Annotated in this window: 17 protein-coding genes; 12 read left to right on the top strand and 5 right to left on the bottom strand. The window is 63.5% G+C overall.

From position 1 onward, the window contains the following. The first annotated feature begins 40 nt into the window (after window positions 1-40). From GDR53_RS01760 to GDR53_RS01740, 5 genes are all read left to right on the top strand, one after another. On the top strand, window positions 41-1,894 hold the full coding sequence (locus GDR53_RS01760) for a glycoside hydrolase family 2 protein (RefSeq protein WP_193336407.1): 1,854 nt from the start codon (window positions 41-43) through the stop codon (window positions 1,892-1,894). 187 nt (window positions 1,895-2,081) lie between these two features. Next, window positions 2,082-3,167: an ABC transporter ATP-binding protein gene (locus GDR53_RS01755; protein WP_193336406.1), complete on the top strand. Its 1,086-nt coding sequence runs from the start codon at window positions 2,082-2,084 to the stop codon at window positions 3,165-3,167. Between the two features lie 159 nt (window positions 3,168-3,326). Continuing rightward, window positions 3,327-4,604, top strand: a complete 1,278-nt coding sequence (locus GDR53_RS01750; protein ID WP_193336405.1) for an extracellular solute-binding protein — start codon at window positions 3,327-3,329, stop codon at window positions 4,602-4,604. A gap of 62 nt (window positions 4,605-4,666) precedes the next feature. Next, the gene (locus GDR53_RS01745; protein WP_193336404.1) at window positions 4,667-5,545 is read left to right on the top strand and encodes a carbohydrate ABC transporter permease; all 879 of its coding nucleotides are present in this window, start codon (window positions 4,667-4,669) and stop codon (window positions 5,543-5,545) included. Next, window positions 5,542-6,426 (top strand): carbohydrate ABC transporter permease, encoded by an 885-nt coding sequence (locus GDR53_RS01740; protein ID WP_193336403.1) that lies wholly within the window; start codon window positions 5,542-5,544, stop codon window positions 6,424-6,426. Before GDR53_RS01745 ends, GDR53_RS01740 begins: the two co-directional genes overlap by 4 nt. A 34-nt stretch (window positions 6,427-6,460) precedes the next feature. Here the strand turns inward: GDR53_RS01740 and GDR53_RS01735 are convergent, their stop codons facing one another. Genes GDR53_RS01735 through choX form a run of 4 tightly spaced genes read right to left on the bottom strand, consistent with a single transcriptional unit; the run spans window position 6,461 to window position 9,884 of the window. Then, window positions 6,461-6,979: a prolyl-tRNA synthetase associated domain-containing protein gene (locus GDR53_RS01735; protein ID WP_193336402.1), complete on the bottom strand. Its 519-nt coding sequence runs from the start codon at window positions 6,977-6,979 to the stop codon at window positions 6,461-6,463. Window positions 6,980-7,009: 30 nt separating this feature from the next. Next, window positions 7,010-8,059, bottom strand: coding sequence for a choline ABC transporter ATP-binding protein (gene choV / locus GDR53_RS01730; RefSeq protein WP_193336401.1), 1,050 nt, complete (start codon window positions 8,057-8,059; stop codon window positions 7,010-7,012). 4 nt (window positions 8,060-8,063) lie between these two features. Then, window positions 8,064-8,897 (bottom strand): choline ABC transporter permease subunit, encoded by an 834-nt coding sequence (gene choW, locus GDR53_RS01725; protein ID WP_193336400.1) that lies wholly within the window; start codon window positions 8,895-8,897, stop codon window positions 8,064-8,066. Between the two features lie 60 nt (window positions 8,898-8,957). Further along, window positions 8,958-9,884: a choline ABC transporter substrate-binding protein gene (choX, locus tag GDR53_RS01720; RefSeq protein ID WP_193336399.1), complete on the bottom strand. Its 927-nt coding sequence runs from the start codon at window positions 9,882-9,884 to the stop codon at window positions 8,958-8,960. A 116-nt stretch (window positions 9,885-10,000) separates the two neighbouring features. Between choX and betI the strand changes: the two genes are divergently transcribed. From betI to GDR53_RS01695, 5 genes are all read left to right on the top strand, one after another. After that, entirely contained in the window at window positions 10,001-10,603 is a 603-nt protein-coding gene (gene betI, locus GDR53_RS01715; protein WP_193336398.1) for a transcriptional regulator BetI, read from the top strand. Beyond that, the gene (betC, locus tag GDR53_RS01710) at window positions 10,587-12,104 is read left to right on the top strand and encodes a choline-sulfatase (protein ID WP_193336397.1); all 1,518 of its coding nucleotides are present in this window, start codon (window positions 10,587-10,589) and stop codon (window positions 12,102-12,104) included. Before betI ends, betC begins: the two co-directional genes overlap by 17 nt. Then, window positions 12,104-13,567 carry a betaine-aldehyde dehydrogenase gene (gene betB / locus GDR53_RS01705; RefSeq protein WP_193337917.1) on the top strand — a complete coding sequence of 488 codons (1,464 nt, stop codon included), beginning with the start codon at window positions 12,104-12,106 and terminating at the stop codon, window positions 13,565-13,567. Before betC ends, betB begins: the two co-directional genes overlap by 1 nt. Before the next feature lie 11 nt (window positions 13,568-13,578). Further along, entirely contained in the window at window positions 13,579-15,240 is a 1,662-nt protein-coding gene (gene betA, locus GDR53_RS01700; protein WP_210321380.1) for a choline dehydrogenase, read from the top strand. 108 nt (window positions 15,241-15,348) lie between these two features. Beyond that, window positions 15,349-15,537, top strand: a complete 189-nt coding sequence (locus GDR53_RS01695) for a hypothetical protein (RefSeq protein WP_193336396.1) — start codon at window positions 15,349-15,351, stop codon at window positions 15,535-15,537. Here the strand turns inward: GDR53_RS01695 and GDR53_RS01690 are convergent. Further along, on the bottom strand, window positions 15,534-16,496 hold the full coding sequence (locus GDR53_RS01690; RefSeq protein ID WP_232846697.1) for a GlxA family transcriptional regulator: 963 nt from the start codon (window positions 16,494-16,496) through the stop codon (window positions 15,534-15,536). The two genes, GDR53_RS01695 and GDR53_RS01690, sit on opposite strands and share 4 nt — an antisense overlap. A 139-nt stretch (window positions 16,497-16,635) precedes the next feature. On the opposite strand from GDR53_RS01690, the gene GDR53_RS01685 reads away from it, so the two are divergent. Beyond that, a complete protein-coding gene (locus GDR53_RS01685; protein WP_193336395.1) occupies window positions 16,636-17,892 on the top strand; it encodes an aromatic ring-hydroxylating oxygenase subunit alpha in 1,257 nt (418 codons plus the stop codon). Beyond that, complete coding sequence (locus tag GDR53_RS01680) at window positions 17,889-19,022, top strand: hybrid-cluster NAD(P)-dependent oxidoreductase (protein ID WP_193336394.1); 1,134 nt, start codon at window positions 17,889-17,891, stop codon at window positions 19,020-19,022. Before GDR53_RS01685 ends, GDR53_RS01680 begins: the two co-directional genes overlap by 4 nt. The last annotated feature ends 14 nt before the right edge of the window (window positions 19,023-19,036 follow it).

Here is a 19,036-nt window from a genome sequence, read left to right as displayed (position 1 = left end):
AAAAGCTCGACCAACGAGCTTGCGCTGAACCGGAGGAACGATGCCGATCACCCAAGCTGACACCACACTTCCGCCCAATCCGCAATTCCGCCGCGACGGCTGGATCGATCTTTGCGGTTCATGGGGCTTTGCCCATGATGATGCCGATGCCGGTGTCGCGGGCAACTGGTGGCAGCGGCCGGAAGTCTTCGACCGGCAGATCCTGGTGCCTTTCCCACCCGAAAGCGAACTCTCCGGCCTGCGCGAAACCGGCTTTCATCCCGTCATCTGGTATCGCCGCGCTTTCACCGCGCCGGCGCTACAGTCGGGCGAAAAGCTGCTGCTCAATTTCGGCGCCGTCGATTACGCCGCCACGGTCTGGGTCAACGGGCAGTGCGTCGGCAGCCATGAAGGCGGCCACGTCCCCTTCTCACTGGATGTCACCCACGCCCTGAGCCAGGGCGAGCAGGTCGTCGTGGTCCGCGCCGAGGACCAGCCGCAGGATGTCCGCATGCCGCGTGGCAAGCAGGACTGGCTCGAGGCGCCCCATTCCATCTGGTACCATCGCACCAGCGGCATCTGGCAGCCGGTCTGGCTGAGCGTGGTCCCTGACCTGTACTTGACCGATATTCACCTCGTCCCCGATCTCGCCCATGCCCGCGTCCGCTGCGACATCCGCCTCAATACCGTGCCGACCGCCGCGACAACCGTGACCATCCGGCTCAGCGCCGGCGGCAAGCCGCTGGCCGAGCAGACCACGCTGCTCGACGATGCCGAACTCGGCTTCGACATTCCGGTGCCCCAGCTCGAGAACGGCGTGCATCGCGATTACTTGCTCTGGACGCCCGAAAAGCCCAACCTCGTCGATGTCGAGGTCGTGCTGGGCGGGGAGCGGCCCGATCGGGTGCAGACCTATCTGGGCCTGCGCAGCGTCGGCGTCGGCGCGCAACGCTTCCTGCTCAACGGGCTTCCCTATTATCTGCGCATGATCCTGGGCCAGAACTACTGGCCGGAGTCTCACCTGGCCGCGCCAAGCCCGGATGCGCTGCGACGCGAGGTCGAACTGATCAAGCAGATGGGTTTTAACGGCGTGCGCATCCATCAAAAGATCGAGGATCCACGTTTCCTCTATTGGTGCGACGTGCTCGGCCTGCTGGTCTGGGAAGAAATGCCCAGCGCCTACGCCTTTTCCAGCTCAGCCATCGAGCGCCTGTCCAAGGAGTGGATGGCGGCCATCCGGCGCGACAAGAGCCATCCCTGCATCGTCGCCTGGGTCCCGCTCAACGAAAGCTGGGGCGTGTCCCAGATCGCCGATCGGCCCGACCAGGCCCATTATGCCAGCGCCCTCTATCATCTGACCAAGGCGCTCGACACCAGCCGCCCCGTCATTTCCAATGACGGCTGGGAACTGGTCGAAAGCGATATCTGGTCGGTGCACGATTACGCCCCCGATGGCGCCGGGCTGACCAGCCGTTTCCATGATCAGGCCGATATCGAGGCCATGCTGACCGGCATGGGGCCGGCGCGCCGCCGCATCGTCCTGGGCGATCGCGAACTGGGTGATGCGCCGGTCATGCTGACCGAGTTTGGCGGGTTGAGCTACCTGCCCAAGCAGGGCGAGAAGTGGCACGGCTATTCCACCGTGGCGGATCCGCAGGAGTTCGAGGAGCGCCTGCGCGACATCTTCACCGCCATCGCCGCCATGCCCCATATCGCTGGCTACTGCTATACCCAGGTCACCGATACCGAGCAGGAGGTCAACGGCCTGCTCACCGCCGCCCGCGAACCCAAGCTGCCCTTTGCCACCTTCCACGACATCACCACGCTCCCGGCCGCCTCCCTGCCGCACGAGCAGATTGACAATGCCCGGCGCAAGGCGCGCCTGGCCGCGCAGGATCCCACGCCGATCGACTGACGGGGCAGGCGATTTTTGGGCATTTCGTCAATAGCAGCTTCTGCGATATTTATCCGCTTTTATGATGCTGAATGGGATTGACTGCCCGAGCGATCCGTCTGAAAAATAATACAAATGACTGCTGGCCGGGGCCCGACCCCGAGCCGGCGGCACGTGGCGTGATCAACGTCGCCGGGAGAGGAAATTTATGTCCGAGATCGTCCTGAAACAGGTCAGCAAGTCCTTTGGCGTGGTGAACGTCCTGGACAAGGTGTCCATGCACATCGAGTCCGGTGAGTTCATTGTCTTCCTGGGGCCCTCGGGCTGCGGCAAGTCGACCCTGCTGCGCATGATCGCCGGCCTCGAAGAGGTCACCGAGGGCGAGATCCACCTCGGCGGTCGCCGGGTTGATCAACTGCCGCCCAGCGAGCGCGGTGTCGCCATGGTGTTCCAGAACTATGCGCTCTATCCGCATATGACGGTGCGCGACAACATGTCGTTCGGGCTGCAGAATATCGGCACGCCGAAGGCCGAGATCACCCAGCGGGTGGACGATGCCGCCCGCATGCTCGAAATCGAACACCTGCTCGATCGTAAGCCGGCCCAGCTGTCCGGCGGGCAGCGCCAGCGTGTCGCCATCGGCCGCGCCATCGTGCGCGATCCCAAGGCCTTCCTGCTAGACGAGCCGCTGTCCAATCTCGATGCTGGCCTGCGCGTGCGCACCCGGCTCGAACTGGCCCAGCTGCACCACCGCATCAAGGCCACCATGATCTTCGTGACGCATGATCAGACCGAGGCCATGACCCTGGCCACCCGGATCGTGGTGATGAACAACCGCCAGATCGAGCAGATCGGCACGCCCATGGAAGTCTATGCGCGTCCAGCCACCCGCTTTGTCGCCAGCTTCGTTGGCTCGCCGGCGATGAATTTCGTGCCGGTCGCCGCCGTCGCCGATATGGGCGGCAAGGCGTCTTTCACCTTTGCCGGCCAGCCGCCGGTGCAGACCGCCGTGCCCTTTGCCGGGCTGCCCGCGACGGGCCTGACCTTCGGCATCCGCGCCGAAGCGGCACGCATCAGCCAGGATGGCACCGGCATCCAGGGCGTGGTCGACGTCGTCGAGCGGCTCGGCGAGCGCACGCTGGTCTATACGCGCCTGCCCGATGGCACCACTTTGGTGGCCGAGGACAAGGGCGTCAGCCTGATCCAGCCGGGCGAGACGGTGCACATCGCGCTCGATGGCCACGCGGCCATGGTTTTTGACGATTCCGGCAAGGCCTATCACGCCGTCGCCTGACAAGGGGGCTGATGGTCGAGCCGGTATGAGCCCTGTCTTCGGACCGGGCTTGAGGAGGAGTTCAGGGCCGCAATCGGCTTCTGATTATGGCGCTTCTGCTTCGCCAGCGGAGGCTATGCCCAAGGAATGGCGGCGGGGTTTACCCCAAGGGAGGATAACGTGAAGAATCTTTTCAAGATCGCATTGCTGTCGACGGCACTGCTGTCGGTCGGTGCCGCGCAAGCCCAGGAAAATGTGGTTTGGTGGGACTTTCTGGGCGGCGGCGACGGCGTCCGCATGAAATCGCTGATCGAGCAGTTCAATACCGAACATGCCGGCAAGATCACCATCGAGGCCACCACGCTCGAATGGGGTACCCCCTTCTACACCAAGGTGCAGACCTCGGCGGCGATTGGCGAAGGCCCAGACGTGATGACCTATCATCTGTCGCGCGTGCCGCTTGGCGTTGAATCGGGCGCACTCGCCCCGATCGATCCGGCCGACCTGGCCAGCGTCGGCCTCGGGCCCGACACCTTCGCGCCTGCCAACTGGGAAGCCGGTCAGCGCGATGGCATCCAGTATGCCGTGCCGTTCGATATCCACTCCATCATTCTCTACTACAACAAGGACAAGCTGGCTGAAGCCGGCCTGCTCGGCGACGACGGCCTGCCCATGGGCCTCGACGGCGTCGACAACTTCACCGCCGCGCTCGAAAAGCTCCGTGGCGGGTCGGAATATGCCCTCTCGCTGCAGACCTCGGGTGACGGCACGCCATGGCGCGTCTTCTACTCGCTGTTCGGCCAGCAGGACGGCGTCTTCCTCGGCGAAGACGGCACTTTCCTGCCCGATGACAGCATTCCCAAGGCAGTTGCGGCCGTCGAAACCATGGCCAGCTGGGTCGAAGCCGGCCTCGCGCCAGCCCTGACCGAATATGAAGGCTCGGTGGCCCTGTTTACCTCCGGCCAGGCCGCGCTGCACATGAATGGCGTGTGGGAAGTCCCCACCATGACCGATCTGGCGGCCAAGGGCGAGCTGGGCTTTGAATGGGGCGCCATCGCCATCCCCACCTTCTACGACCATCCCGCGACCTGGGCTGACTCGCATGGCTTTGCCATTCCCGCCAATGTCGGAAAGGAAGTCACTCCCGAAAAGAAGGCCGCCGTGCTCGAAGTCATCTCCTGGATGAACAAGAACTCGCTCGCCTGGGCCAATGCCGGTCATATCCCGGCCTATTCGCCGACCCGCGAAAGCGAAGAGTTCAAGACCATGCAGCCCAATGCGACCTATTCGGTCCTGGCCGATACCGCCGTGTTCGATCCCAAGTCGACCCTGGCCGGTGTGGCTTCGCCCGTCTACGACGCCGTGGCCAACTACATCGCCCCTGCCATGAATGGCGAAATGGGTGCGCAGGAAGCCATCGACGAGATGAAGGCCGACCTGCAGGACCAGGCTGACTAAGTCTTCCGCAACTGGTCCGGCGGTTCAACCCCGCCGGACCCCCAATCAAGGTCGGAGCACCCATGATCAGGAACCAACGCCGCGAAGTAGTGGTCGCCTATCTTCTCATTCTTCCCTTCGTGCTGACCTATGGCGTGCTGTTCCTGTGGCCGACCGTGCAGATGGTCTATCTCAGCTTCACCGATGCACCCCTGATCGGGCCCGGCAGCTGGATCGGGCTGGAAAACTACATCGAAATGTTCGATGACCGCCGCTTCTGGACGTCGGTGCGCAACACCGCCTATTTCGTCGCCCTGACGGTGGTCCCCAATACGCTGATCGGACTGGCCATTGCCATGATGGTGTCGCGCCTCAAGGGCTGGCAGCAGAGCATCATCCTGGCCATGTTCTTCCTGCCATATATCCTGCCGGTTTCGGTCGTCTACCGGATCTGGAACTGGATGTTCAACTTGCAGTTCGGCATCATGCAATATCCACTGACCTGGATATTTGGCGAGAAGACGCCTGTCTTCCGCACCCAGTGGATGTTCATGCCGGCCGTGGCCTTCGTCACCATCTGGTGGACTTGCGGCTTCAATATCCTGCTCTTCCTGTCCGGGCTGCGCTCGATCTCGACCGATATCTATGAGGCGGCGGCGCTCGACAATGCCAATCGCTGGACCATTTTCCGCCGCATCACCTGGCCTCTGATCTGGCCGGTCACCGCTTTGGTGCTGACCATTCAGCTGATCCTGCAGCTCAAGATCTTCGATCAGGTCTATCTCTTCGTCCAGGGTGGCCGTCCCGACCCCTCCATGGTTCTGGTGCAATATATCTACAGCCAGGCCTTCCAGAAGAACGAGGGCGGCTATGCCGCGGCGATCTCGGTGGCTTTGTTTGTCATCGTCATTGTCTTTTCCATCCTGCAGTTCCAGTTCCTGCGTGCGCGAGGTGAGAAATGAGCGTCCTTGAAACCCCGCGCGCCGCGGCAGCCGCTCCAGCCCGCTTTGGTACCGGCCGGTCGCTCGATATCGGCGGCCTGGTCCTGACCGCGATCACGGTGATCTTTGCCCTGCTCTGGGCCTTCCCGATCTATTGGGGCGTGGTGACGTCGCTCAAGCCGGAATCCCAGGTCATTTCCGACACCGTGGAATTCCTGCCGCGCACCTGGTCGATCGAGGCCTATTGGCATGTCATGGTCAACACCATGATCGGCCGCTGGTACATCAACTCGCTGGTGACCTCGCTGGGCGTCACGGTCATCACCCTGGCCACCAGCGCACTCACCGCCTATGCCCTGTCCCAGCTCCGCTTTCCCGGCCGCACCGTGCTGTGGTACCTGATCCTGGCCAGCTTCATGGTTCCGCTCACCGCCCTGATCGTCAACCACTTCATCCTCATGGCGCAGCTGTCGCTGATCAATACCTGGATGGGCGTCATCCTGCCCCAGCTGATCCACCCCGTGGTGATCATCGTCTACAAGAACTTCTTTGACTCCGTGCCCAAGGAATATCGCGAAGCCGCCATGATGGACTCGGCCAGCGAATGGCGCATCTTCAGCCGCATCTACCTGCCGATGAACTGGGGCGTCACCACTGCCCTGTCCATCGTCATCTTCATCGGCGCCTGGAACAACTTCCTCTGGCCGTTCCTCGCCGTATCCAAGCCGGAAATGATGAACGTTGCCGTCGGCATCACCCAGGTCAACGACGCCTTTGGCGTGCAATATGCCCGCGAACTGGCCGGCGCCATGATGGCGGCCTTGCTGGTGGCCGTGCTGTACCTGATCTTCCAGCGCCGCGTCACCCAGGCCATCATGCTCTCGGCCGGCGTCAAGGGCTGATCCCTGTGCTCGGCGGCTCCGGCCGCCGGATACCTCATCCTGCCGGCGTCGCCAGCGCATCGAAGTCGACGATTTCCGGCCGGTGGCCCAGTGCGTCCAGCACCTGCAGCAGCTCGGCGCTGCTCAGCGACACCGTCGCCAGATTGGTCAGCGGGTGACAGGTGATGCGGGGCTGCGCCATCATGTCGGCGGCCAGCACCAGCTGCACAGCGTGATCTTTGTCGTTGGTCAGGGCCAGTGGGCTCACCGAGCCCTGGACCACGCCCAAAGCCGCATCCAGCGTCTCCGCGCTGGCAAAGGAGAACTTCTTGGCGCCCAGATGCGCCGCCAGCGCCTTGAGGTCGAGGCGCCGGTCGGTCGGCACGCAGACCAGCCACAGCCCGCCCTTGGCGCCCTTGAGCATCAGGTTCTTGGTATGCATGCCCTCCAGCGCTGACCAGTAGGGCAGGGCCTCCTCCACCGTATGCACGGGCGGGTGCTCGATCATGATGGGCGTGATGCCAAGCCGGGCAAACAGCGCGGCGAGTGCGGCGGACGGATCCGGAAGGGTCATGCTCTGGCTACCTGAAATAAGCGCTGCCGATCAGTGCACGCCGGCATTGTCGCGCGCCGGCTTGCGCCGCAGCGCCAACACGACGTTGGCGTTGAAGATGCTGCCCACCAGCTGCCCGTCTGCCCCGCGCACGCAGACCGATGGCGCGCCGGCAGACAATTGCTCGATCACCCCGGCCAGCGAACTGTCCGCCGCCACTGCGTTCTCGCCATTGCCGATCGGCGGCGACATAATGTCCATGGCGCGCAGCACGTTGAGCGGGTTCATATGGGCCACGAAATCTTCGACATAGTCATCGGCCGGATTGGCGATGATCTCCTGCGGCGTGCCGCATTGCACGATCCGCCCGCCCTCCATCAGCGCGATGCGATTGCCCAGCTTGAACGCCTCGTCGAGGTCATGGCTGACAAAGATGATGGTGCGCTTGAGCTTGGCCTGCAGCTCGAGCAGCTCGTCCTGCAGCCGCGACCGGATCAGCGGATCGAGCGCCGAGAAGGGCTCGTCCATCAGCAGGATCGGCGCTTCGGTGGCAAAGGCCCGCGCCAGCCCGACGCGCTGCTGCATGCCGCCCGACAGCTGACCCACATTGCGGTCCGCCCAATCGGTCAGGCCCACCAGCTCGAGCTGGTCGCGCGCCTTGGCCTCGCGCTGCGATTTCGACAGCCCATCGAGTTCCAGGCCCAGCGCGACATTGTCGAGTACGCTGCGCCAGGGCAGGAGGCCGAACTGCTGGAACACCATGGCCACCGACTTGCGCCGCAGTTGCAGCAGTTCCTCGCGCGTACAGGCGGCCGGATTGACCGACCGGCCCTGATCGATGACGGTGACCGAGCCGCGCACCACCGGGTTGAGCCCGTTCACCGCCCGCAGCAGGGTCGATTTGCCCGAGCCCGAGAGGCCCATCAGCACCAGGATCTCGCCCTTCTTGACGCTCAGCGAGCAGTCATGCACGCCCAGGATCTGCCGCGTCTCCTGCTGGATTTCCTGGCGCGTCTTGCCCTCGTCCATCAGCGGCAGCGCCAGGGTCGGATGGGCGCCGAAGACGATATTGACCTTGTCGAAGATGACGGCGTCGTCCATCGCTCTATTCCTTCCGGATGCGCAGCATGCGGTCGAGCACGATGGCCACGACCACGATCACCAGTCCGCTCTCGAAGCCGAGCGCGGTATTGACCGAATTGAGTGCCCGCACCACCGGCACCCCGAGACCATCCGCCCCGACCAGTGCGGCAACTACCACCATGGACAGCGACAGCATGATGGTCTGGTTCAGGCCCGCCATGACCTGGGGCAGGGCGAAGGGCAGCTCGACCTTGAACAGCTTCTGGTGCGGCGTGCCGCCAAAGGCCTCCACCGCCTCGAGCAGGGCCGGCGGCGTCGATGATATGCCCAGATGCGTCATGCGGATCGGCGCCGGCAGCACGAAGATCACCGTGGCGATCAGCCCCGGCACCATGCCGATGCCGAAGAACACGATGGCCGGAATGAGATAGACGAAGGTCGGCAGCGTCTGCATCAGGTCAAGGATCGGCTGCAGGAACTGGTAGAGCCGCGGCCGGTGCGCCGTGGCAATGCCGATTGGCACGCCGATGGCCATGCACACCACGCAGGCAGAAATCACCAGCGTCAGGCTCTCGGTGGTCTGTTCCCAATAGCCCTGGTTGAGGATGAACAGCATGCCCAGCAGGGTGATCAGGCAGGTGGTCCAGCTGCGCTGCAGCCACCAGGTGATACCGACGAAAATGGCGACGATGATCAGCGGATGCGGCGTCTGCAATATCCACAGCAGGGCGTCGATCAGTGCCTCGGCGGCGTCCGACATGGCGTCGAACACACCGCGGAAATTATCGCGCAGCAGGATGAAGAAGTCGCTCGCCCAGCGCCCCACCGGAATCTTGTAATCTGTCAGCCAATCCACGGTTCATCTCCCCGAAAGCACGAGGGCCCGGTCGTTGCCGACCGGGCCCTCTGGCTAATTCTAGCTGCCCAGCATCGCCTGGACGGCCGCGGCGCCATCGCCGCCATCGAGCGTGGTCACACCCTCGACCCAGCCCAGAGCCGTTTCCGGATTGGCCTTGAGCCATTCCATCGTCGCGTCGGCCGGATCGGTGCCGTCATTGAGGATCTTGCCCATGATCTCGTTTTCCATGGGCAGGGTGAACTTCAGATTGGCCAGCAGTGCGCCCACATTGGGGCATTCGGCGGCATAGCCCTTGCGGGTCACGGTATCGACCACGCCTTCACCGCCGAAGAAGTCCTCGCCGCCCGGCAGGTATTTGAGGTCGAACTTGGCGTTCATGGGGTGTGGTTCCCAGCCCAGGAACACCACGTCCTTGCTCTCGCGCACGGCCCGCTCCACTTCGGCCAGCATGCCCTGTTCCGAGCTTTCTACCACCTTGAAGCCGCCCAGGCCATGCGTATCGGCATCGACCAGGCTGATCAGGTAGCCATTGCCCTCATTGCCCGGCTCGATGCCATAGATGGTGCTGTCGAGCGTTTCGGCAAATTCGGCAATCTTGGAATAGTCGGTCAGACCCTTGTCATAGGTATAGGTGGGCACGGCCAGCGTATACTTGGTGCCTTCGAGGTTGGTGGCGACCTTTTCGACTTCACCGCTCTCGAGATAGGGGCCGATGGCGCCCTGCTGCGCGGGCAGCCAGGTGCCCAGAAACACGTCGACGTCGTCGCTTTCCAGCGACGCATAGGTCACAGGCACCGACAGTACCTTCACGTCGACTTCGTAGCCCAGCGCTTCGAGAATGTGCTTGGTGGTCGCGGTGGTGGTGGTGATGTCGGTCCAGCCCACATCGGAAAAAATCACGGTATCGCATTCGGCTGCAAAAGCGGTTCCCGCCAGCAGCGACAGCGCCAAGGCACTGCTCAGAGTGAGGGTGGTCTTTCTCATAATCCGTCGTCTCCTGTTTGCGGGTAAGTGAGGCGAAGTCTTTTTCTTGATTGACGGCTCAATCAAAAGCGAGACAATCGCAAATGTAAACTTAAATTATGGGCAGCCCCCCTGAAATGCCAAAAATCGGTGCAGAGGCAATCCGGCGAAAAGCCATGGTGGAAGCGGCCATCAGCGAGATCGGCGAAGCTGGAAGCCTCGACGTCACGGTGAGCCAGATTGCCCGTCGGGCAGGTATGTCGCCAGCGTTGGCCCATCATTATTTTGGCAGCAAGGACCAGATGTTTCTCGCCGCAATGCGGCACATCCTGCGTCTCTATGGTGCAAGTGTCCGCCGCCGCAGCGCCGGAATTGATTCGCCCATCGGGCGCATCGACGCCATCATCGATGCCAGTTTCGCCCCGGATCAGTTTCACCGGGACGTCGTCGCGGCGTGGCTTACCTTTTATGTCCGCGCGTTGCAATCACCCGAAGCCAGCCGGCTGCTGCAAGTCTATGCGCGCCGGCTGCACTCCAATCTGGTATACAACCTGCGCCAACTCGTTGACCCGGCGACTGCCGAGTCACTGGCCCAGGGGCTCGCCGCGCTGATCGACGGCTTCTACATCCGCCATGCATTGCAGGACTTCGCCCCGGCTCGGGCCGAAGTGCGCGCCATGGTTTTCGACTATCTTGAACTCAGCCTCGCCCGGAAAGGCATTCATGTCCGCGCAGCCTAACATCCTCATCATCATGGTCGACCAGCTCAGCGGCACGCTGTTTCCAGATGGCCCCGTCCCCTGGCTGCACGCGCCCCATCTCAAGGCGCTGGCGCAACGCTCCGCCCGCTTTGCCAATGCCTATACGGGCTCGCCGCTCTGCGCCCCGGGCCGGGCCAGCTTCATGTCCGGGCAATTGCCGCATCGCACCCGGGTCTATGACAATGCGGCCGAATTCGGCTCCGACATTCCCACCTATGCCCATCACCTGCGCGCCGCCGGCTATGCCACGACGCTGTCGGGCAAGATGCACTTCGTCGGCCCGGACCAGCTGCATGGCTTCGAGGAGCGGCTGACCACCGACATCTACCCGGCCGATTTCGGCTGGACCCCGGACTATGACAAGCCCGGCGAGCGCATCGACTGGTGGTATCACAATCTGGGCTCGGTCAAGGGCGCCGGAATAGCCGAGATCACCAACCAGCTCGAATATGACGACGAAGTCGCCTTCAACGCCACGCGCAAGATCTACGACCTCGGCCGCCGGCTCGAGGAGCGGCCCTGGATGCTGACGGTTAGCTTCACCCATCCGCACGACCCCTATGTCGCCCGCCGGAAATACTGGGATCTCTACGAGGACTGCGCGCATCTCGACCCGGAAACGGCGCCCATCGCCTATGAAGATCAGGACCCGCATGCGCAGCGCCTGATGGATGCCTGCGACTTCCGCGGGCTCGACATCAGTGCCGACGACGTGCGCCGCTCGCGCCGGGCCTATTTTGCCAACATCTCCTATGTGGATGACAAGATTGGCGAAATTCTGCAGGCTCTGGAGGGCACGCGCCAGGTCGACAATACCATCGTGGTCTTCGTCTCCGACCATGGCGACATGCTGGGCGAGCGCGGCCTGTGGTTCAAGATGAACTTCCTCGAGGGCTCGGCGCGCGTGCCGCTGATGATCGCCGCGCCCGGCCTGCCGGCAGGCCGCGTCGACACCCCGGTCAGCACCATGGATCTGACCCCCACGCTTTGCGATCTGGCCGGCATTTCGCTCGACAAGATCGCGCCCTGGACCGATGGCGAGACCTTGCTGCCGCTGGCCAATGGCGTGGCCCGCACGACACCCGTGCTGCTCGAATATGCCGCCGAGGGCTCGATTGCCCCCTTGGTCTGCCTACGCGAGGGAAAGTGGAAGTACATTGAATGCGCGGCCGATCCGACTCAACTGTTTGATCTGTCACGTGATCCGCACGAGCTGACCAATCTGGCCAGCGATCCCGCCCATGCCGAAACGCTTGCCGGTTTCGCGGCCAGGGCCCGGGAGATCTGGGATCTGGATGCCTTTGACGCCGACATCCGCGCCAGCCAGGCGCGGCGCCATGTCGTCTATGCCGCTTTGCGCAATGGCGCCTATTATCCTTGGGATTTCCAGCCCTTGCAGCAGGCCTCCGAGCGCTACATGCGCAATCACATGGACCTCAATGTGCTCGAAGAGAACAAGCGTTACCCGAGGGGCGAATGATGCGCGACGTACAGCCGACCGCCAGCCACTTCATCGACGGCCGCTATGTGGAAGACGTCGCAGGACAGTCGATTCTGAGCATCTTCCCGGCCAAGAACGTTGTCATAGCGAGTCTCCATTCCGCCACGCCTTCGATCATCGAGGCGGCGCTGGCTTCCGCCGTCAGGGCGCAACGCGAATGGGGCGCGCTCAAGCCCGTCCTGCGTGGCCGCGTGCTGCGCAAGGCGGCCGATATCATCCGCGCCCGCAACCAGGAACTCAGCGAGATCGAGACCCTCGATACCGGCAAGCCGATCCAGGAAACCCTTGTGGCGGACGCCGCCTCGGGCGCCGATGCGCTCGAATATTTCGCCGGTCTCGCCGCCACCATGACCGGCGAGACCATGCCCGTCGGTGACGGCGACTTCGTCTATACCATCCGCGAACCGCTCGGCGTCTGCGTCGGCATCGGCGCCTGGAACTACCCCACCCAGATCGCCTGCTGGAAAGCTGCCCCGGCTCTGGCCGCCGGCAATTCTATGATCTTCAAGCCCTCCGAGCTGACCCCGCTCGGCGCGCTCAAGCTGGCCGAAATCCTCATCGAGGCCGGCGCCCCGCCGGGCCTGTTCAATGTCGTGCAGGGCTATGGCGATGTCGGCGCCGCTTTGGTGACCGATCCCCGTGTGGCCAAGGTCTCGCTGACCGGCTCGGTACCGACCGGCAAGAAGGTTTATGCTGCCGCCGCTGCCGGCGTGAAGCACGTCACCATGGAGCTGGGCGGCAAGAGCCCGCTGATCATCTTTGATGACGCCGATCTCGACAGCGCCGTCAGCGCCGCCATCAATGCCAATTTCTACTCTTCCGGCCAGGTCTGCTCCAATGGCACCCGGGTCTTCGTACACGACGCCATCCGTCCCGCCTTCCTCAAGCGCCTGGTCGCACGCACCGCCACAGCCATTATCGGCGATCCGCTCGACGCGGCAACCCAGGTCGGGCCGCTGGTCTCCGAAGCTCAGCGCAACAAGGTGCTCGGCTTCATCGAGACCGGCAAGGCCGAGGGCGCCAGGCTGCTGATCGGGGGCAGGGTGCCGCCCAGCCAGAATGAGGGCTTCTATGTCGAGCCGACAGTCTTTGCCGACGTCACCGACGACATGACCATTGCCCGCGAGGAAATCTTCGGGCCGGTCATGGCCGTGCTCGGTTTTGCCGACGAGGCCGATGTCATCGCCCGCGCCAATGCCACCGAATTCGGCCTTGCCGCCGGCGTGTTTACCGCCGATCTGGCGCGGGCGCACCGCGTCATCGCCCGGCTCGAGGCCGGCACCTGCTGGATCAACACCTACAATATCACCCCGGTCGAGGCGCCCTTCGGCGGCGTCAAGCTGTCCGGCGTCGGCCGCGAGAACTCGCGTGCCGCCCTCGATCACTACAGCCAGATCAAATCGGTCTATGTCGCCAGCAATCCCGTTGCGGCCGCCTATTAGGAGCGTTCGGCATGGAAGCTGATTTCGTCATCATCGGATCGGGCTCGGCCGGCGGCGCCATGGCGGCGCGGCTGAGCGAAGACGGCAAGCATTCTGTCATCGTGCTCGAATTCGGCGGTTCCGATATCGGGCCGCTGATCCAGATGCCGGCGGCCCTGAGCTATCCGATGAACATGCCGCGCTATGACTGGGGCTTCCGCACCGAGCCCGAGCCGCATCTGGGCGGCCGCACCCTGGGCGTGCCGCGCGGCAAGGTGATCGGCGGCTCGTCCTCGATCAATGGCATGGTCTATGTGCGCGGTCATGCCGAGGACTATGACCACTGGGCTCAAAGCGGCGCCACCGGCTGGGGCTATGCCGACGTGGTTCCCTATTTCAAGCGCATGGAACACTGGCACGCAGGCCCCCATGGCGGCGACCCGGATCGCCGCGGTAAGGCCGGCCCGCTGCATGTGACGCGCGGCAAGCGGGACAATCCCCTATTCAAGACCTTTGTCGAGGCCGGCCGGCAGGCCGGGTTCGAACTGACCGACGACTATAATGGCGAAAAGCAGGAAGGCTTCGGCCCGATGGAGCAGACGGTCTGGCAGGGCCGGCGCTGGTCGGTCGCCAATGCTTATCTCAAGCCGGCGCTGAAACGAGCCAATCTCACGCTGCTCAAATGCTTGGCCCGCAGGATAGTGATCGAGCAGGGCCGTGCCGTCGGCGTCGAGATCGAGCGCGGCGGCCAGGTCGAGGTGGTCAGGGCCCGGCGCGAGGTCATCGTCGCGGCGTCATCGATCAATTCCCCAAAGCTCCTGCTGCTCTCGGGCATCGGCCCGGCCGCCCAGCTGGCCGCGCATGGCATTCCCCTGGTGGCCGACCGCCCCGGCGTCGGGGCGAACCTGCAGGACCATATGGAGCTCTATATCCAGCAGGCCTCCATTCAGCCCATTACGCTATACAAGCACTGGAATCTGCTCGGCAAGGCGCTGATCGGCGCGCAATGGTTGTTCTTCAAGAAAGGCCTGGGCGCCTCCAACCAGTTCGAGAGCGCCGCCTTCATCCGCTCCAGGGCAGGGGTGAAATATCCCGATATCCAGTTCCACTTCATCCCCATCGCCGTGCGCTATGACGGCCAGGCCGCCGCCGAGGGCCATGGCTTCCAGGCCCATGTCGGCCCCATGCGCTCGGCCTCGCGCGGCGCGGTAACATTGCGGTCGCCAGATCCGAAAGAGCCGCCACGCATCCAGTTCAACTACATGTCCGCGCCGCAGGACTGGGCCGATTTCCGCCACTGCATCCGCATTACCCGCGAGATTTTCGGCCAGCCCGCCTTCGACCCCTATCGGGGCAAGGAGATCCTGCCCGGGGAGTCCTACCAGACCGACGACGAGCTTGACGACCATATCCGCCGCCACGCCGAAAGCGCCTATCACCCATGCGGCACCTGCCGGATGGGCAGCGCCAGCGATCCCATGGCCGTGGTCGATCCCGAACTGCGCGTCATCGGCGTCGATGGCCTGCGGGTAGCCGACAGCTCGATCTTCCCGCGCATCACCAATGGCAATCTCAACGGCCCCTCCATCATGGTGGGCGAAAAGGCATCCGACCACATCCTGGGCAAGCCCATGCTGCCGGCGGACAACGACGTCCCCTGGATCAACCCGCGCTGGCAAACCTCGGACCGCTAGTCAGCCACCCAACTGCTCACCCGATCGTGACGGCCGCAACCGCTCGCCGTTCAGTTTGCGTACAACTCTCGCCTGATTTTCTGCGTTGCTAGACCATGGAGGCCAGCAATGGGATTGATCAGGATTTCGCGCGCAGACTTTGACCCGGTGACCATGCTGCTGCATTTCGATGCGACGGCCCGCATCGGCGCCTGCCTGACCACCGTGGTCTCCAGCATTCGCCTCGCGGCCCGGCCGCGCGGTGAATCGGCATTGCGCTGGGCCATCATGCAGAAGCTGCGCGACGTGACCCGCTAGGCTGCCACCGCCGCGCCCTTGCGCTCGACGCTCGGGCTGTGCCCGAAAAACTCCGTATAGCTCTGTGAGAAATACGACGCCGAGTTGAAGCCACAGGCCACCGCCACCTCCAGCACCGGTATCGCCGTATGCCGCAGCAACTGGCAAGCATGGTCGAGCCGCAGCTTGAGATAGTGCCGGCTCGGCGGATGCCCGAGATGCTTCCAGAACAATCGCTCCAGCTGGCGGTTGGACAGCCCCACGCTCTTGGCAAACTGGCTCATGGTCAGCGGGTGGTCGATGGTCTGCTCCATCAGGCTGACCACGCGCAGCAGCTTGGGATGGGACACCCCCAGCCGTGTACGCAGATCGATGCGCTGGCGTTCGCCGGCATCGCGGATGCGGTGATGGATCAACTGGTCGGTGATGGCCTTGGAGACCGGATCGCCGTGGTCGCGCTTGATCAGGCTGAGCATCATGTCGGCCGCCGCCACGCCGCCGGCGCAGGTGAAGCGGTCGCGGTCGATTTCGAACAGGTCTTCGCCGATCTCGAGGTCCGGAAAGTCCACCTGCATGCCGGGCCGGTTTTCCCAGTGGATGGTCGAGCGGTAGCCCTCGAGCAGGCCGGCCTTGGCCAGCACATAGGCGCCCGTACAGACCGCCCCGGCGGCGGCGCCGGACCGCGTCAGCCGGCGCAGCACCGTAATGAGGGCGCGATGGTCGATCCGCTTCACCTCGACCCCCGAACAGACCACCACCGCATCCATCGCACTGGCGTCCTTGAAGGCACGGTCGACCTTGACCTGCACCCCATTGGAGGCCTCCGCGGTGACGCCGTCGGCCGAATGCAGCTGCCACTGATAGAGGGTCTTGCCGGTGACCCGGTTGGCCAGGCGCAGCGGCTCGATCGCCGCCGTGAAGGCGATCATCGAGAACTGCTCGGTCAGCATGAAGCCTATATTTTGAGCAGTGCCTGCCATCTGTTCCCTCGCCAACGAACAATGTCGGAAAACCTAAAGCGCTTGTCGCGCCGGTTCAAGCTGGTCGATGAAGAACGGTGAACTGTCGCGGCCAATCGAGGTCGATCATGCCTCGTGTCTCTGTTGAGGAGAGGCATCTATGCTGGACAAGGCTTCGTATCTACATGCGCTGCTGCAGGGCCGCCAGCCGGGACATAGTCTCGATGCCCCCTTCTATACCTCGCCCGAAGTCTTCGCGGCGGATATGGACGCGATCTTCTCCCGCCACTGGATCTATGTTGGCGTCGAGCCCGATGTGCCCGAGCCGGGCGATGTCATGACCATCGACATCGGTCCCAGTTCCATTCTCATCGTCCGCGACGACGACAACGCCGTCAAAGCTTTCCACAATGTCTGCCGCCATCGCGGCGCCAGGCTGATCGACGACGAAAAGACCACGGTGGGCAACCTGGTCTGTCGCTACCATTCCTGGACCTACAATCTCGACGGCGACCTGGTGCATGCGCCCCATATGGGTGCCGATTTCGACCGCTCCTGCAAGGGATTGAAGCCGGTCAACCTGCGCTCGCTCGAGGGGCTGCTGTTCATCTGCCTTTCCGATGATCCTCCCGAGGATTTCGACGACATGGCCGCCCGCATGGGCCCCTATATCGCCCCGCACAAGGTGCGCGAGACCAAGATCGCCTATCAGAGCGACCTGATCGAAATGGGTAACTGGAAGCTGACGCTGGAGAACAATCGCGAGTGCTATCACTGCGAGGCCAATCATCCCGAACTGACGGTGCCGCTGTTTGCCTATGGCTTCGGCTTTGCCCCCGAGGAGATGGACCCCATCGATCTCGCCAATGCCCAGCGCTACGAGGCGCTGCGCCAGGTCAGCCACACGGAATGGGAGGCCATGGGCCTGCCCTCGCGCGAGATCGATGAGCTCGACAGCCGCGTCACCGGCTTCCGCACCGAGCGCCTGCCGCTCGACGGCAATGGCGAAAGCCATACCATGGACACTCGCGCCGCCTGCCGCCTGCCGCTGGGCGCCTTTACCAATGCCAAGCTGGGTGGCCTGAGCTTCTGGACCCAGCCCAATTCCTGGCACCATTTCCTCGGCGACCACATCGTCACCTTCGCCGTATTTCCGCTCGATGCTGGCCGCACCTTGGTGCGCACCAAATGGCTGGTCAACAAGGATGCCGTCGAGGGCGTCGACTACGACCTCGCCAATCTCATCGAGGTCTGGACTGCTACCAATCTGCAGGACGCGGCCCTGGTCGAGATGTGCCAGCGCGGTGCCGAGAACCCGGCCTATGAGCCCGGTCCCTATTCGCCCAATACCGAGATGCTGGTCGAAAAATTCGTCCGTTGGTATATCGGCCGCATGGCCGAGCATGTCGGCGCATGAAGGTTCTTGAAGGCGGCTTTGGCCCCCATGACGAGACGGCCCCAGCCCTCCGGCTGCCCGATGAGCTATGGGACAGCGAGAATGACGACGCGCTGATCTGTCAGGCCGTCCGGCAGGAGACCCCGGACGTCAAGACCTTTGTGCTGCGGCCCGTCTTGCCTCGACGCATGCGATTCCAGCCCGGCCAGTTTATGACCTATGCCTTCGAGATCGGCGGCGAGATCATCAACCGCTGCTACACCATCTCGTCGTCGCCGACCCGTCCGGACACCTTCTCAATCACGGTCAAGCGGGTGCCCGGTGGGCCGGTCTCCAACTGGCTGCACGACAATCTGGTGCCGGGCATGCAGCTCAAGGCACTGGGACCGATGGGTGCCTTCACCTGTTACGCCCATCCGGCGCCCCGCTACCTCTTCCTGTCGGGCGGCAGCGGCATCACCCCGCTGATGTCGATGTCGCGGACCTTCCACGATCTGGGCGAGCAGGAAGACATCATCTTCGTCCATAATGCACGCACGCCTGCCGATATCATCTTCCGCGAAGAGCTCGAATTGATGAGCCGGCTCAGCGTCAATTTCCGCTTCATTCCCATCGTCGAAGGTATCACCCCGCTGTCGCCCACCTTCGGGCTGCGTGGTCGCCTCTCGGCGCCGATGCTCGAAATGATCGCGCCCGATTTCCGCACACGCGAGATCTTTGTTTGCGGTCCGGCCCCCTATATGGCGGCAGTACGCGACCTGCTGATCAAATCCGGCTTCGACATGGCGCATTATCACGAAGAGAGTTTCAACTTCGAGGCGCTATCCGAGCCGGTTCAGGCAGATGTCGTTCTGGGCGAGGCCATGCTCGAAGCCGCGCCAGAGGTGAAGACCTTCAAGGTCGAATTCACCAAGACCCGCCGCGCCATCGACGTGCCCGAGAACATGACCGTGCTCGAGGCCGCCAAGCGCGCCGGCATGCGGCTGCCCTCGTCCTGCACCCAGGGCATGTGCGGCACCTGCAAGTCAAAAAAGCTCTCCGGCACGGTGGACATGAGCCACCAGGGCGGCATCCGCCAGCGCGAGATCGACGCCGGCATGGTGCTGCTGTGCTGCTCCAAACCCACCAGCGACCTGGTGATCGAACGATAATTGTCAGTCTGTCC

The sequence above is a fragment of the Devosia beringensis genome (genome assembly GCF_014926585.1).
Classification (GTDB): Bacteria; Pseudomonadota; Alphaproteobacteria; order Rhizobiales; family Devosiaceae; genus Devosia; species Devosia beringensis.
This window is presented reverse-complemented; position numbering and strand designations above follow the sequence as displayed.